We start from the raw sequence: 15,037 nt of genomic DNA on the forward strand, positions 1-15,037 counted from the left end.
CTCGTCAGGAACAGCGCACTCGACGCTGAGTCCGTCACTCGCCACGCAGGGTGGTGAGTCCTGGGCGGATTCGTCCCGCTTCGGCCCTCCCTCCAGGCTTCGCCATCTCGATGCTGGGCAATTCCAAAGCGTACGGGCCGGCCACCTTTGCGACAAGCCGCGAAGAGTCGACCCGGATCGACCCGGACGACCGATCGTACACCCGTTCTAACGCGCACGTCAGGGCCGCCGGATCCGGCGCACGCCCGGTCGCCGGAAGCCCTGCCGGCGAACGGTACTGTCGGGTCCGTGACCGATCTGGTACGAGCGGACGCCCCGGTGGTGATGGGCGTCCTCAACGTCACCCCCGACTCCTTCTCCGACGGCGGCAGATACGCCGATCTGGCCGCCGCCGTCGCACACGGGGTGCGACTGCGCGACGCCGGCGCGGACCTCGTCGACGTCGGCGGCGAGTCCACCCGGCCCGGCGCCGACCGGATCGACGCGGAGACCGAGATCGCCCGGGTGTTGCCGGTGGTCCGCGAGCTGAGCGCCGCCGGCATCCCGGTCAGCATCGACACCAGCCGGGCGCGGGTCGCCGAGGCCGCGCTCGCCGCCGGCGCGGACGTGGTGAACGACGTCTCCGGCGGGCTCGCCGACCCGGACATGGCCCGGGTGGTCCGCGACGGCGGCTGCCCCTGGGTGCTCATGCACTGGCGGGGGCACTCGCGGCAGATGCGCGACCTGGCCACGTACACCGACGTGCTGGCCGACGTCCGGGCCGAGCTGGGGCAGCGGGTCGACGCGGCGCTCGCCGCCGGCGTCGCCGCCGACCGGATCATCGTCGACCCGGGGCTCGGCTTCGCCAAGACCGCCGCGCACAACTGGGAACTCAGCGCCCGCCTGCCCGAACTGGTCGACCTCGGCTTCCCGTTGCTGTTCGGGGCCAGCCGCAAGTCCTACCTGGGCCGGCTGCTCGCCGACCCGGCCGGCGCGCCCCGCCCCACCGCCGAGCGGGAGGCCGCGACGGTCGCGACGAGCGTGCTGGCGGTGGCCGCCGGCGCCTGGGGGGTACGCGTGCACGACGTCCGGGGCACCGCCGACGCGCTCGCCGTCTGGCGGGCCACCGGCAGCCCGCGGCTGACGACCGCCGCGCGGGCCGACGCGACCGCCGGCGCCGGGAACGGAGGGGACCGATGACCGACCGGATCGAGCTGACCGGCCTGCGCGCGCACGGCCGGCACGGCGTCTACGACTTCGAGCGGGCCCAGGGGCAGGAGTTCGTGGTCGACGCGGTGCTCGAACTCGACCTGGCCCCGGCCGCCCGCTCCGACGAGGTGACCGACACCGTGCACTACGGCGAGCTGGCCGAGAAGCTGGTCGCGGTCGTCACCGGCGAGCCGGTGAACCTGATCGAGACGCTGGCCGACCGGCTGCTGGCGATCTGCCTGGCCGAGCCCCGGGTGGCCGCCGCGACGGTGACCGTGCACAAGCCAGAGGCCCCGATCCCGCACACCTTCCGGGACGTGGCCGTCAGCATGCGGCGTACCCGGTGACCCGGGCCGTGCTGTCGATCGGCAGCAACCTGGGCGACCGCCTCGACCACCTGCGTGGCGCGGTGGCCGCGCTCGGCGACGACGTGCTGCTGGTCTCCGGCGTCTACGAGACTCCACCGTGGGGGGACGCGGCGCAGCCGGCGTACCTGAACGCGGCGGTGATGGTCGCGGACCCGGCGGCGGCGCCGGGCGACTGGCTGGCGCGGGCCCGGGCCGCGGAGGCGGCGGCCGGGCGGACCCGCGACCCGGCCCGGCGGTACGGGCCGCGCACGCTGGACGTGGACGTGATCGCGGTCTGGGACTCCGCCGGGCAGCCGGTGCTCGCCGACGACCCCGAGCTGACCCTGCCGCACCCGCGGGCCCACCTGCGCGCCTTCGTGCTGCGGCCGTGGATCGACATCGAGCCGCACGGCAAGCTGCCCGGGCACGGCTGGCTGACCGACCTGCTCAACGCCGAGCCGCTGGCCGCCGACGCCCTGGAACTGAGCCCACGCCCCGATCTGACGCTAGAGTCGGACGCATGAGTACGGCCCGGAACCCGCAGGACCCCGACCGCTTCCGGATGGGTCCGACCCGGGTCTCCACGCTGGTGGTGGCCGGGCTGGCCGCCGCCGCGGTGGCCTGGCTGCTGATCAGCGGCCTCTACTACGACTTCGCCCCGGACCTGCCCTGGCTGCCGGTGATCACGCTGGCCGGGCTGGCCGTGCTGGAGGCCTACGCGGCGGTCAACACCCGCAGCCGGATCGAGCGGCGGCCCGGCCGGGAGCCGGTGAACCCGCTGCTGGTCGCCCGGTTCGTGGTGCTCGCCAAGGCGTCCGCGCTGGCCGGGGCCATCTTCACCGGGTTCTACGCCGGGCTCACCGGTTGGCTGTTCGTGGAGCGGACCAACGCCGCCGTCAGCGACCGGCCCGCCGCGGTGGCCGGGCTGGTCGCCTCGCTGGCCCTGGTCACGGCCGCGCTCTGGTTGGAGCGCTCGTGCCGGGTGCCCGAGCAGGAGGACGACGAGGACCGCGAGCCGGGCGACCGGGAGACGCCGCGCGGGCGTCGCTGATCGTAGGGTTCCCCCACCCCCCGCCCGCAGGTACCGTCCCTGGCGACCGGAGAGCGACGGCCGCCGCCGGTCCGCCCGCCGAGTGGGCCGGACGCGGCCACCTGGGAGGCACGGGCACATGGGGTACGACGAGTCGGGCCGGACGGTCCCACCGGAGACGTCGTCCGGCGTGCCCGCCGCGGTGCTGGAGAACGTCTTCGACGACCCGTCGCACGGCGAGCCCGGCCGGGACCGGATCGCGGTGCACGTGGTCTGGGAGTTCCTGCTGCTCGCCGGCCTGGTGACGGTGACCTGGCTGCTCTGGCGGGAGGACTCCGACGCGTTGCGCGGCGGCGCGCTGAAGACGCTGCTGGTCGACGTGGCCGGGCTCGGCCTGCTCACCCTGGCCGCCGGCCTGAGCCTGCGGGCGGCGGCGGTGAACCTGGCGATCGGCCCGGTCGCCCTGGCCGCCGCGCTGCACTACGCCGAGCAGGGTGACCAGGGCGCCCGGGAGGCGCTGCTGCCGGCGCTCGCGGTGGCGGCGGCCGGCGGGTTGGCGATCGCCCTGGCCGTGGTGGTGCTGCACGTGCCCGGCTGGGCGGCGAGCCTGGCCGGCGCGGCCGGCGTGATCGTCTGGCTGGAGCGGCGGACCGCCCCGGTCACCGTCCAGGGCGACTACGACCCCCGGCGCACCGCGCTCTACCTCTTCGTCGGCTTCGCCGCGGTGGCCGTCCTCGGTGGCCTCTTCGGCGCGATCAAACCGGTGCGTCGGCTGATCGGCCGGTTCCGTCCGGTCGCCGACCCGGCCCGGCGGCGCGGCGCGGTGGCCGCGACGGTGACCGCGCTGGCGATCGTCGGCTCCACGGTGCTGGCCATGTTCGGCGGGATGCTGATCGCCGCGAACGGCGACGGCACGGTCACCCCGGGCACCGGCCTGGACTGGTCGGTGCTGGCGGTCGGCACGGTGCTGCTCGGCGGCACCAGCGCGTACGGCCGGCGCGGCGGCATCTTCGGCGCGCTGCTCTCGGTCTGCCTGGTGGTGGTGTTCCTGGCCTGGACCGTGGCGCACGACTGGACGGTCAGCCGCTGGGCGGTCGGCGGCGCGGCCCTCGGCGCCGGGCTGCTGGTCACCCGGCTGGTGGAGACGTTCGGGCGGCCCCGCCCCGCGCCGCCCGGTCCGGGCGCGTCCGGCCCGCCGCGGCCGACCGGCGACGGCACGCTCAGCAGCGGCTGGGCGATGACGCCGGCGCCCGAGCCGGCCGACACCTGGCCGTCGGTGCTGCCGGTGCGCGGCGACACCGACACGCCTGTCGACGCGTGGGAGGCGCCGCGCTGGGAGAGCGAGCCGCGCCGCTGGGACGCCGACGGCCGCTGACGCCGCCCGTGTGGCGTCGCGTCCGGCGGGCCGGAGCTGATCTCGCCGGTTAGGCTCGGCGGCATGACGGAGACTCCTGCCCCCGGCGGCCGTACCTTCGACGAGCTCGACAAGCTCTCCACCGAGGAGCTGCGCGAGCAGGCGTTCCACCTGGCCCGGGAGCGTCGCGACGTGGGGTTCTTCTGGTCGGTGCTGCGGCACCTGCCGAACGCCGACGAGGCCGCCGCCCTGGACGGGGCGCCGAACTCGGTCGGCCCGACCATCGACGAGGCCAACGCGCTGTGGCGCGAGCTGACCGGGCACGGCTACGAGGAGTCCGCGCCGCTGCTGCGCGCCGCCTTCATCGACTACCTGATGAAGCACTGACCCGGTGGCCGTCCGCCGGCCGGCGCCGGCCGCGCGGTGGCGCAGGTTTGCCCGGCGCGGCGGCCCGGGAACTGACCGTTCCATGGCCCTCACCAACCGCCCCCGCACCGTCTCCCGGTACGGCACGGCCGCCGGCACCGGCACGCTCGCCGCGTTCCTGCTCGTCGCGGTCGGCGGCAGCCCGATGTACGTGGGGTGGGCGCAGGGCCACACCGACCCGACCGGCGCCGGCGGCTGGTTCCTGCGGCTGCTGGCCTGGCCGGCCTGGCGGTGGCACGCGGACGAGGGGCTGTTCACCGCCAACCTGCGGGCGATCCTGCTGATCGTGGCCGCCGCGGCGCTGCTCTACCTGCTGCCCGGCCCGCAGGTGGACCGGGTGGCCGCCTCGGGCAGCCAGTTCCTCTCCGGCTGGGGCGCGTACGCCCTGGCCGCCGGCATCGCCGCGTTGCTCGCCACGCTCCTCGGACCGGGCGGCACGCTCTACGCCGCCTTCCAGGCCGCGAGCGCCGGCGTCACGTACGGCTTCTTCGCCGGCTGGATCGTCGGCCTGGCCAGCCTGGGCGGCCGCGCCTGACCCGGCCCGGATCGTCGGCCCGGCCAGGTCGGTCTCAGTCCACCGCGCCGAGGGTCAGCACCCGGGCCCGGGTCAGCAGCCCGACCGGGCGGCCCTCCTCGGTGACCACCGCCTGCTCGGCGCCGGAGGTGAGCAGCGCGCCCAGCGCCTCGTAGGCCGAGCCGCCCAGCGCCAGGGTGGGCAGGCCGGCGCCCTCGTCGGCCGGCAGCGGCTCGAGCACCGCGTGGGTCACCGGGGTCACCGCCAGCCGCCGGATGCCCCGGTCGGCGCCGACGAACTCGCGGACGAACGCCGAGGCGGGCGAGCCGAGCAGCGCGGCCGGGGTGTCGTACTGCTCCAGGACGCCGCCCTCGGACAGCACGGCGATCCGGTCGCCCAGCCGCACCGCCTCGTCGAGGTCGTGGGTGACCAGCACGATGGTCTTGCGGACCTCGGCCTGCAACCGGAGGAACTCCTCCTGCAAGCGGGTGCGGACGATCGGGTCGACGGCCGAGAAGGGCTCGTCCATCAGCAGCACCACCGGGTCGGCGGCGAGCGCCCGGGCGACCCCCACCCGCTGCCGCTGGCCGCCGGAGAGCTCGTGCGGGTAGCGCTTGCCGAACTGCGCCGGATCGAGCCCGACCAGTTCCAGCAGCTCACCCACCCGGTCGCGGGTGCGGTCCCGGGACCAGCCCAGCAGCCCCGGCACGGTGGCCACGTTGGCGGCCACGGTCTGGTGCGGGAACAGGCCGACGTTCTGGATCACGTAGCCGATGCGGCGACGCAACGCCACCGGGTCGACCCGGGTGACGTCGTCGTCGCCGAGCAAAATCCGCCCATCGGTCGGCTCGATCAGCCGGTTGATCATCCGCAGCACGGTGGACTTGCCGCAGCCGGACGGGCCGATCAGCACCACCAGCTCGCCGGCCTTGACGTCCAGGCTCAGCTCGCGGACCGCCTCGGTGCCGTCCGGATAGCGCTTGCGGATGCGCTCCAGCGTGATCGAGGCGGCGCCGTGACCGGCGGTGGTCTCCGGGGTAACGTCCACGTGTGTTCCTCCACCTGAGCTACCGGGCCGCCCCGGGTAATCCGTGGTTCTCCTGGCAGTACGTGCGGGACAACTCTGACACCATCCTCGCCGCGCTGCGCGAGCACACCTGGCTGACCGCCCGGGCCGTGGTGATCGCCGCGTTGGTGGCGCTGCCGCTCGCGGTGGCAGCGTACTGGTTCCGGTCGCTGGCCGCGTCCATCCTGGCGTTGACCGGGGTGCTCTACACGATCCCGTCGCTGGCGCTGTTCGCCTTCCTCGCGCCCTATCTGGGGATCGGCGCGGCGACCGTGCTCACCGTGGTGGCGCTCTACGCGTTGCTGGTCATCGTGCGCAACACGCTGGCCGGCCTGAACCAGGTGCCACCGGAGGTGCGGGAGGCCGCCGAGGGCATGGGTTACGGCCGCTGGGGCCGGTTGTTCCGGATCGAGCTGCCGCTGGCGCTGCCCGGCATCCTCACCGGCGTACGGCTGGCGACGGTGTCCACGGTCGCGCTGGTCACGGTGGGGGTGGTGGTCGGCCGGGGCGGCCTCGGGCAGCTCATCTTCGCCGGCTTCCAGAACAACTTCTACAAGGCGCAGATCATGACCGGCACGGTGCTCTGCGTGCTGTTGGCGCTGGTGCTCGACCTGATCCTGGCCGGGGTGGGCCGGCTGCTCACCCCGTGGCTGCGCGGGAGAATCTCATGAACCCGGTGCAGGCGGCGGTGACCTGGCTGAACGACCCGCTCAACTGGACCAACCCCGGCGGGGTGCTGGACCGGCTCGGCGAGCACCTGAGCATGTCCGCCCTGGCGGTGCTGCTCGGCTGCCTGGTGGCCTGGCCGGTGGGCCTCTGGCTCGGGCACAGCGGGCGCGGTGGCGGGCTGGTGCTGCTGGTCTCCAACGTCACCCTGGCGATCCCCACCCTGGCCCTGCTCACCATCCTGCCGCTGACCTTCCTCGGGTTCGGCCGCGCGTCCGTGGTGGTGGCGCTCGCGGTGTTCGCGGTGCCGCCGCTGCTGGCGAACGCGTACACCGGGGTGCGGCAGGCCGATGCGGAGGCCCGGGACGCCGCGCGCGGAATGGGGCTCTCCGGCGGGCAGGTGCTGCGCCGGGTGGAGCTGCCGCTCGCGGTGCCCTATCTGGCGGCCGGGTTCCGGACCGCGTCCGTGCAGGTGGTGGCGACCGCCGCGCTGGCGTCGTTCGTCAACGGCGGCGGGCTGGGCCAGATCATCCGGGCCGGCTTCGGTCTGGACATCGCCGCCGGCGGCGGCCAGATCATCGCCGGCGGCCTGCTGGTGGCCGGCCTGGCGATGCTGGTCGAGGCCGTGCTCGCAGTGGTGGAGCGGATGGTGACGCCGCGTCCGCTGCGCCGGGTCCGGCGGCGGGCGAACCGCCGCGCCGAGGCGGCCACGGCCGGCGGCTGACCGCTCCTCCGGCCCGGTGTGAGTGCCGGGTCACCGTCCGGGTGACGATCGGATGACGAAAACCGCTCCGAATTTGTCGGTCGGGTCCGGAGGATGTTGGGTGAAGTCGCGGGCGGCGTTCGGATCGCCCGTCGGACACGCGGCCGGCCCGAAGGGGTCGCGCCGGGACACGGAAGGCGGGCAGTGATGCGCGCACGTTCACGGCTGGCCGCGGGGGCCTTCGGGGCCCTCGTCGCGGCGAGCCTCCTCACCGGCTGCGGCGACGCCGGCTCGTCCGGCACCGACGCGCCCGACGCCGGCGCCTCGGGCGCCGGCTGCGCCCCGGTGGCGGGTGACCAGTTGGTCGTCCTCACCGACGACAAGAAGCTCCAGAACACCGACAACGTCCTGCCCGCGATCAACGCGAAGGCGGCCACCCCGCCGCTGGTCGCCGCGCTCGACAAGGTCTCCGCGAAGCTCGACACGCCCAAGCTGATCCAGCTCAACCGGGCGGTCGACGTCGACCGCAAGACCCCGCAGGTGGCGGCGCAGGAGTTCGCCGGCGCCAACGGCGTGACCGACGGGATCGAGAAGGGCCCGGGCGGCCAGGTGACGGTCGGCGCGGGCAACTTCAGCGAGAGCCAGACCGTCGCCGAGCTCTACAAGATCGCGCTCACCGCCGCTGGCTACCAGGTCAAGGTGCAGACGATCGGCAACCGGGAGCTCTACGAGCCGGCCCTGCAGAAGGGCCAGATCCAGGTCGTTCCGGAATACGCCGCCACCATGGCCGAGTTCCTCAACACCAAGACCAACGGCAAGGACGCGCAGCCGGTCTCCTCGCCCGAGCTGGACAAGACGGTCTCGGCGCTCAAGTCCCAGGGCGACAAGGCCGGCCTGGTGTTCGGCCAGCCGTCCCAGGCGCAGGACCAGAACGCCTTCGCGGTCACCAAGGCCTTCGCCGACAAGTACGGCGTGTCGACCCTCTCCGACCTGGCCGCGAAGTGCTCGGGCCAGGCCACCGTGCTGGCCGGTCCGCCGGAGTGCCCGCAGCGGCCGAAGTGCCAGGCCGGTCTCGTCCAGGTCTACGACTTCAAGGCCGGCTCGTTCAGCTCGCTGGACGCGGGCGGCCCGCAGACCAAGAACGCGCTGAAGACCGGTTCCGCAAGCGTCGGCCTGGTGTTCTCCTCCGACGCCGCGCTCGCCACGAGCTGATCCACCGCCGCCGGCCGGTCGCACCTCGGTGACCGGCCGGCGGCGTCCCACCCGGGCGGCACGCTCAGCGCTCCGTGCACCGGGTCACGCCGACCCGTTCCCCTCCGGTGGAACTCTCGGTACTCTCCGATCCCATGCCCGCCTCGGTATCCCTCGCCGACAAGCGCACCCCGACGCCGCTGACCGTCCTGTTCTGGATCGGTGTGGGGCTGGCGCCCCTGGCGGCACTGATCCTGCTGGTCGCGGACGGCAACGGCACGCTCCGGTTCGGCGCCGTGCTCGCGATCCTCGCCGTGGTGCTGATCGGCCTGTCCATCGCGCTGCGGCCCGAGTCCGGTGGTGCCGGCGCCGAGGAGTTGCGCGAGGAGCTGGAACAGCTCCGCCGGGAGTTGCGGGCCGAGATCGTGGCCGCCGCCCAGCGCGGCAACCAGGCCCTCGACCAGGCACGTCGGGCGGAGGAAACGGCCGGCGCGGTGCGCCATCGACTCGACGCGGCCGCCGCGGGTCTGGCCGCCGCGCCCGTGGAGGAGCGGCCGGGTGGCCGGGCCCGGGTGCCGGCCGCCGGGGCGTACGAGGCGGGTCGGGTGCGCCGCGACGAGGACGAAGCCGGCGGTCGCTACGGCACCGACCAGCGGGCCGAGCCGTCCCGGGCGGGCCGTCACGACGTCGAGCGGACCGGGTCCGACACGTACGCCGCCGAGGGGCGGGCCCGACCCGAGCCGCCCGGCGGCGGGCGCGACCGACCGGCCGGCCACGACGAGGAGCACCCGGGGTTCGGCGGTCACGACGCCGACCCGCCCCGACCCGGCCCCAGGCGGGCGGAGTTCGACGGCCACGGCACGGAGCCGGCCCGACCCGGCGGACGCGGGCCGGAGCGCGGCACGGCCGGCGTGTACGGGGCGGCGCGGGTGCCCCAGCCGGGGGCGCGGCCGGAGTCCCGCCCGGTCGGCATGGTCCACCACACCGAGACGGTGCACGTCACCACGCGGCACACCTTCGTGGGCGGCGGCGACCCGTCCGGTTCCCGGTACGGCGGATTCGCCGGCCGGTGGTCCCCGGAGGCGGACCGGTCGCACGGCACCGGGCCGGGCGAGTACCGCGGGGCCGGCCGGGACGACCAGCCGCGCGCCGGCGCGGATGCGGACGGCTGGCCGGGGAGCCTGCGGGCCGGCGTGGACCGGCCCTGGCCCGGCGCGCACGACGACGACTCGCGGGACGGCGACGTCCGGCCGGGTGCGCCGAGCGGCGGTCCCGGATGGGCCGGCGACCGCACCGGGCGGGCCGGCGATGCGGCCGGGTGGTCCGGCGACGAGGCCGGGTGGTCCGGCGACGGGAACGGGTGGACCGGCGAGGGTTCCGGCCCGGCCGGTGGCGAGCATCCCTGGGCGAGCGTCGGCAGGTCCGCCGCCGGTGGGCCGGGCTGGACCTCGCGGGCGGGGGACGGCGGCTGGGCCACCGACGACGACCGGGGTCGGCCGGCGGACGAGGCGCCGCCGGCGCCGGCGTGGCCGCGGGCCGGGCAATACGGTTCGGCGACGACGCCCGAGCGGTACGGCCGGGAGGCCGCGCCCGAGCGGTACGGTCCGGCGGTTGCGCCCGAGCGGTACGACCGGGAGGCTGCGCCCGAGCGGTACGGCCACGCCGAGCCGGTCGATCGTCCCGGCCGCGCGACGCCCGCCGAGCCGGACGGCGCGGACTGGTCCGAGTTGCGTGCCGGCAACAGGTGGGCGGCGGTCCGCGACGACGGCGAGGGGCGGGAGTTCCGCGTCGGTGAGCGGCGGGCCGCGGTGCACGCCGACGGCGCCGGCACCGAGTACCGGATCGAGGACCGCTGGGCCGCGGTCCGTGGCGCGCCCGGCGGGTACGGCGCCCCGCCACGGCACGACCCCGACCCGTCGTACGGCGCTTCGGGCTCGTCGTGGCCGGACCCGGACCACGGCGACTCCGGCCGGTCGCCGGAGAGCCGACCGGCGTTGCCGGCCGGCGGGGTGCCGGTGCCGGACGAGTGGCGACCGCCGACCCAGCGCAGCGGCCAGCCGGAGTGGCGCCAGGTCGAACCCGAGTGGCGCCGGCCCGAGCCGGAGCGGCGGCAACCGGAGGTGGAGTGGCGACAGCCCGAACCGGAGTGGCGGCAACCGGAGCCGGAACGGCGGCAGCCCGAGCCGCAGTGGCACCGGCCGGAGCCCGGCGGCTACGGACCACCGCCCCGGGACGCCGCCGACCGCTGGCGCTGACCGCCGGCGCGGCGGCACCGGGCCGGCACCGGGAGCCGCCGGGACGGCGTCACTTGTCGATGTCGCCGACCACGAAGAACATCGAGCCGAGGATGGCGATCAGGTCCGGCACCAGGCATCCGGGGAGCAGCGTCGACAGCGCCTGCACGTTCGCGTACGAGGCGGTGCGCAGCTTGAGCCGCCACGGCGTCTTCTCGCCCCGGGACACGAGGTAGTAGCCGTTGATGCCGAGCGGGTTCTCGGTCCAGGCGTACGTGTGTCCCTCGGGCGCCTTCACCACCTTGGGCAGTCGGGTGTTCACCGGCCCGGAGATCCGGTCCACCCGGTCCAGGCACTGCTCGGCCAGGTCGAGCGACGCGTACACCTGGTCGAGCAGCACCTCGAACCGGGCGTGGCAGTCCCCGGCGGTCTTCGTCACCACCGGCACGTCGAGCTGGTCGTAGGCCAGGTAGGGCTCGTCCCGGCGTAGGTCCAGGTCGAGCCCGGAGGCCCGGCCGACCGGCCCGGACGCGCCGAACGCGGCGGCGTCGGCGGCGGAGAGCACGCCGACGCCGACGGTGCGGGCCAGGAAGATCTCGTTGCGCCGGATGAGGTTGTCCAGGTCGGGCATGCGCCGGCGGACCTCGCCGATGGCGGCGCGGGCGCGACCGGTCCAGCCGGCCGGAACCTCCTCCTTGAGGCCGCCGACCCGGTTGAACATGTAGTGGATCCGGCCGCCGGAGACCTCCTCCATCACCGCCTGGATGGTCTCCCGTTCCCGGAACGCGTAGAACATCGGTGTGATCGCGCCGATCTCCAGCGGGTAGGAGCCGAGGAACATCAGGTGGTTGAGCACCCGGTTCAGCTCGGCCAGCGCCATCCGCAGCCAGGTGGCGCGCTCCGGCACCTCCATGCCCATCAGCCGTTCCACCGCGAGCACCACGCCCAGCTCGTTGGAGAACGCGGACAGCCAGTCGTGCCGGTTGGCCAGCACGATGATCTGCCGGTAGTCGCGTACCTCGAAGAGCTTCTCCGCGCCCCGGTGCATGTAGCCGACGATCGGCTCGGCGGCGACCACCCGCTCCCCGTCGAGCACCAGGCGCAGCCGCAGCACGCCGTGCGTGGACGGGTGCTGCGGCCCGATGTTGAGCACCATGTCGGTGCCGAGCTGCTCACCGCCGGCTCCGGTGCCGACGGTCAGCTCGCGGAGGTCGCCGGCGTCCGTGGTCATGCCCGTCATCGTGCCACGAGCGGGTCGAGGGCGACGCCGACCGGCTGCCACAGCCACCAGTGCCCGCCGAGGCCGGCCGGGTCGGTCAGTTCGGCCACCGCCGATGCGGTGGCCAGCGCCCGCAGGTAGCCGGCCGGGTCCCGGGCGGCCAGGCTCAGCGGTGGTCGCCCGCCGTCGGCCCCCAGCGCCCGCAGCGCCTCCCGCTGCGAGACCAGGGTGTACGCGCACCGCGCGACCCGCTCACCGGCGGAGGCGACCGAGTCCATGGCGACGTGCGCGGTCACGTCGCACGAGCCGTCCGGGACCGGCGGGACCTGCCGCCCGTCCCGGTATCCGGTCAACGTCCCGTCCACCGGCCGGGCGTCCCGCAGGTGCCCGTAGTCGACGGCCAACGCCAGCCCTCGCTCGACCCGTCCCACCGCCCCCGCCCACGCCTCGTCCCGAGCCCGCCCGATCTCCACCCGCCCCCACCCGTCGCCCCACCCACCCGGCTGCCCGTCCGCCGGGCCGTGCTCCCGTCGTCGATCAAGGAGTTTGCGTCGTCGTCCGGGACCCCGCCCGACGCGAACTCCTTGATCACCGGGGACGGGTGGGGCGGCAGGGGCCACCAGGTGGTCAGCCAGGCGATGTCGGCGGGGAGAGTGGGGGCCGGGGCCTCCTCGCCGGAGGTGGGGTCGACCATGACGTGGCGCCAGCCGTCGCCGGTGTGGGTGGCGACGTCCAGGGGGACGTTGTCCAGCCACTCGGTGGCCAGCAGCAGGCCGGTGATCCGCTCCGGGATCTCGTCCTGCCAGTCGATCTCCGGTGGCAGGTCGTCCGGGCGGGTGGCGCGTTCCACCGCGACCGGACGCAGCCGGTCCGCCAGCTCGGGGGCGGCGTGCGCCAGCAGCGCGCGGAGCAGTTCGCCCCGGCCGGCGCCCACGTCGACCACGTCCAGCCGGGCCGGCCGGCCCAGCGCCTCGTCCAGGGCGGTGAGCTGTCGCGTCAGGGCGGCGGCGAACGCCGGCGAGGCGTGCACGCTGGTGCGGAAGTGGGCGGCGGGGCCGGCGCCGGCGACGAAGAAGCCGTCCGGCCCGTAGAGCGCCCGTTCCATCGCGTCGCGCCAGCGCAGGCAGGGGTTCCCGGATCTCACCCGCCGACCCTAAGCTGCCCCGGCGCGCCACCGGGGCGGGCGCTTCGGGCGGTCGGTGAAGGTTTTCACACCTTCTTGTTCCCGGTCTGTCACCCGGGCGCATACTTGCCATCGACCGGTACCCCCTTCGAGGACTGGATCGCTGACATGAGCGCACCGCTGCGCCCGCGGGCCCTCCGCGCCCCGCTCGCCTTCCCCCGTACCCTCACCGTGGGCGTGCTCGGCGCCGGCCGGGTCGGCGCCGTGCTCGGCGCGGCCCTCGCCGCCGCCGGTCACCGGGTGGTCGCCGCGTCCGGTTCGTCCGGCGCCTCGCGGGCCCGGCTGGCGCTGCTGCTGCCGCAGACCCCGCACCGGTCCGCGCCCGCCGTGGCGCGCGCCGCCACCGACCTGCTGATCGTCGCGGTCCCCGACGACGCCCTGGCCGCGGTGGTCGCCGACCTGGCCGGGAGCGGCGCGCTGCGCCCCGGGCAGGTGGTGGCGCACACCTCCGGCGCGCACGGGCTGGCCGTGCTGGCCCCGGCCGCCGCGGCCGGCGCCCGGCCGCTCGCGCTGCACCCCGCGATGACCTTCACCGGTACGCCTGACGACCTGTCCCGCCTGGCCGGCGCCTCCTACGGGGTGACCGCCCCGGCCGAGCTGCGCCCGTTCGCGGCCCGGCTGGTGGCCGACCTGGGCGGGGTGCCGGAGTGGGTGGGCGAGGCCGAGCGGCCGCTCTACCACGCGGCGCTCGCGCACGGCGCCAACCACCTGGTGACCCTGGTCAACGACGCGGCCGACCGGCTGCGCGACGCCGGGGTGGACCGGCCGGAGAAGGTGCTCGCCCCACTGCTGCGGGCCGCCCTGGAGAACGCGTTGCGCCTCGGCGACGACGCGTTGACCGGCCCGGTCTCCCGGGGCGACGCGGGCACCGTACGCCGGCACCTGGACCGGTTGTCCGCGACCGCGCCGGAATCCGTACCGGCCTACCTGGCGTTGGCCCGACGGACGGCGGACCGCGCCGTCGCGGCGGGCCGGCTGCGCCCGGCGGACGCGGCGCCGCTGTTCGACGTGCTGGACGGGATGGAGGTGGCCTCCTCGTGGTGAACGTGGTGCACACGCGCAAGGAGTTGGCGGCGGCCCGGGACGGGCTGAGCGGCACGGTCGGCGTGGTGATGACCATGGGCGCGCTGCACGAAGGGCACGGGACGCTGCTGCGGGCCGCCCGGGAGCGGGCCGACCACGTGCTGGTGACCGTGTTCGTGAACCCGCTCCAGTTCGGCCCGAACGAGGACTTCGACCGCTACCCGCGCACGCTCGACGCCGACCTGGAGATCTGCCGCCGGGCCGGGGTGGACCTGGTCTTCGCGCCCCCGGTGAACGAGATGTACCCGCAGGGGCAGCCGACGGTGCGGCTGAACCCGGGCCCGCTCGGCGAGGACCTGGAGGGCCTGAGCCGGCCCGGCTTCTTCCACGGCGTGCTCACCGTGGTCATGAAGCTGCTTCAGCTCACCCGCCCGGACCTGGCCTTCTTCGGCGAGAAGGACTACCAGCAGCTCACCCTGGTCCGCCGGATGGTCGCCGACCTCGACGTGCCGACCGAGATCGTCGGCGTGCCGACCGTCCGCGAGCCGGACGGGCTGGCCCTGTCCAGCCGCAACCGCTACCTGTCTGCCGAACAGCGGCGGGCCGCGCTGAGTCTCTCCGCCGCGCTGCGGGCCGGCGTCGAGGCGGCCGGGCGGGGCGACGACGCGGGGGCGGTGCTGGCCGCCGCGCACCGGGCCTTCGACCCGGGTACGCCGGACGCCCGCCTGGACTACCTGGTGCTCACCGACACCGATCTGGAGCCCGGGCCGGTCGCCGGCGCGGCCCGGCTGCTGATCGCCGCCTGGGTCGGCGCCACCCGTCTGATCGACAACACGGCGATCCACCTCGCGCCGCGTCCCTGACCCCACCACGAAATCGCGGAAAGGCACCAC

15 protein-coding genes and 1 pseudogene are annotated in these 15,037 nt (G+C 75.5%); 13 read left to right on the plus strand and 3 right to left on the minus strand.

All coding sequences use genetic code 11. The features are described from left to right. Positions 1-288 precede the first annotated feature (288 nt). From folP to H1D33_RS25700, 7 genes are all read left to right on the plus strand, one after another. Complete coding sequence (folP, locus tag H1D33_RS25670) at positions 289-1,179, plus strand: dihydropteroate synthase (protein ID WP_181570736.1); 891 nt, start codon at positions 289-291, stop codon at positions 1,177-1,179. Further along, entirely contained in the window at positions 1,176-1,535 is a 360-nt protein-coding gene (gene folB, locus H1D33_RS25675; protein ID WP_181570735.1) for a dihydroneopterin aldolase, read from the plus strand. Before folP ends, folB begins: the two co-directional genes overlap by 4 nt. Next, entirely contained in the window at positions 1,532-2,059 is a 528-nt protein-coding gene (folK, locus tag H1D33_RS25680) for a 2-amino-4-hydroxy-6-hydroxymethyldihydropteridine diphosphokinase (RefSeq protein ID WP_181570734.1), read from the plus strand. Before folB ends, folK begins: the two co-directional genes overlap by 4 nt. Before the next feature lie 38 nt (positions 2,060-2,097). Next, on the plus strand, positions 2,098-2,586 hold the full coding sequence (locus H1D33_RS25685) for a DUF3180 domain-containing protein (RefSeq protein WP_181572583.1): 489 nt from the start codon (positions 2,098-2,100) through the stop codon (positions 2,584-2,586). Between the two features lie 118 nt (positions 2,587-2,704). Further along, positions 2,705-3,940: an ABC transporter permease gene (locus H1D33_RS25690; protein WP_181570733.1), complete on the plus strand. Its 1,236-nt coding sequence runs from the start codon at positions 2,705-2,707 to the stop codon at positions 3,938-3,940. 63 nt (positions 3,941-4,003) lie between these two features. After that, entirely contained in the window at positions 4,004-4,306 is a 303-nt protein-coding gene (locus H1D33_RS25695) for a hypothetical protein (protein ID WP_120572796.1), read from the plus strand. A gap of 82 nt (positions 4,307-4,388) precedes the next feature. Further along, positions 4,389-4,880, plus strand: coding sequence for a hypothetical protein (locus H1D33_RS25700; RefSeq protein ID WP_181570732.1), 492 nt, complete (start codon positions 4,389-4,391; stop codon positions 4,878-4,880). Between the two features lie 34 nt (positions 4,881-4,914). On the opposite strand, the gene H1D33_RS25705 is transcribed toward H1D33_RS25700, so the two are convergent. Continuing rightward, a complete protein-coding gene (locus H1D33_RS25705; RefSeq protein ID WP_181570731.1) occupies positions 4,915-5,907 on the minus strand; it encodes an ABC transporter ATP-binding protein in 993 nt (330 codons plus the stop codon). A 2-nt stretch (positions 5,908-5,909) separates the two neighbouring features. On the opposite strand from H1D33_RS25705, the gene H1D33_RS25710 reads away from it, so the two are divergent. From H1D33_RS25710 to H1D33_RS25725, 4 genes are all read left to right on the plus strand, one after another. Next, positions 5,910-6,596 carry an ABC transporter permease gene (locus H1D33_RS25710; protein WP_181570730.1) on the plus strand — a complete coding sequence of 229 codons (687 nt, stop codon included), beginning with the start codon at positions 5,910-5,912 and terminating at the stop codon, positions 6,594-6,596. After that, the gene (locus tag H1D33_RS25715; protein ID WP_181570729.1) at positions 6,593-7,315 is read left to right on the plus strand and encodes an ABC transporter permease; all 723 of its coding nucleotides are present in this window, start codon (positions 6,593-6,595) and stop codon (positions 7,313-7,315) included. The genes H1D33_RS25710 and H1D33_RS25715 overlap by 4 nt, the downstream gene beginning before the upstream one ends. Positions 7,316-7,501: 186 nt before the next feature. Continuing rightward, positions 7,502-8,506: a glycine betaine ABC transporter substrate-binding protein gene (locus tag H1D33_RS25720; protein WP_181570728.1), complete on the plus strand. Its 1,005-nt coding sequence runs from the start codon at positions 7,502-7,504 to the stop codon at positions 8,504-8,506. Positions 8,507-8,640: 134 nt separating this feature from the next. Beyond that, the gene (locus H1D33_RS25725) at positions 8,641-10,740 is read left to right on the plus strand and encodes a hypothetical protein (protein ID WP_181570727.1); all 2,100 of its coding nucleotides are present in this window, start codon (positions 8,641-8,643) and stop codon (positions 10,738-10,740) included. 49 nt (positions 10,741-10,789) lie between these two features. Here H1D33_RS25725 and H1D33_RS25730 read toward each other — a convergent pair whose 3' ends face one another. Both H1D33_RS25730 and H1D33_RS25735 read right to left on the minus strand, forming a co-directional pair. Continuing rightward, complete coding sequence (locus tag H1D33_RS25730) at positions 10,790-11,959, minus strand: NADH-quinone oxidoreductase subunit D (protein ID WP_181570726.1); 1,170 nt, start codon at positions 11,957-11,959, stop codon at positions 10,790-10,792. Next, positions 11,956-13,043: pseudogene (locus H1D33_RS25735) on the minus strand (SAM-dependent methyltransferase). The gene H1D33_RS25730 and the pseudogene H1D33_RS25735 overlap by 4 nt, the downstream one beginning before the upstream one ends. Positions 13,044-13,229: 186 nt before the next feature. Here H1D33_RS25735 and H1D33_RS25740 point away from each other — a divergent pair. Then, on the plus strand, positions 13,230-14,165 hold the full coding sequence (locus tag H1D33_RS25740; RefSeq protein WP_181570725.1) for a Rossmann-like and DUF2520 domain-containing protein: 936 nt from the start codon (positions 13,230-13,232) through the stop codon (positions 14,163-14,165). Further along, a complete protein-coding gene (gene panC, locus H1D33_RS25745) occupies positions 14,159-15,007 on the plus strand; it encodes a pantoate--beta-alanine ligase (protein ID WP_181570724.1) in 849 nt (282 codons plus the stop codon). The genes H1D33_RS25740 and panC overlap by 7 nt, the downstream gene beginning before the upstream one ends. Positions 15,008-15,037: the final 30 nt, after the last annotated feature.

This window comes from Micromonospora ferruginea, assembly GCF_013694245.2.
GTDB lineage: Bacteria > Actinomycetota > Actinomycetes > Mycobacteriales > Micromonosporaceae > Micromonospora > Micromonospora robiginosa.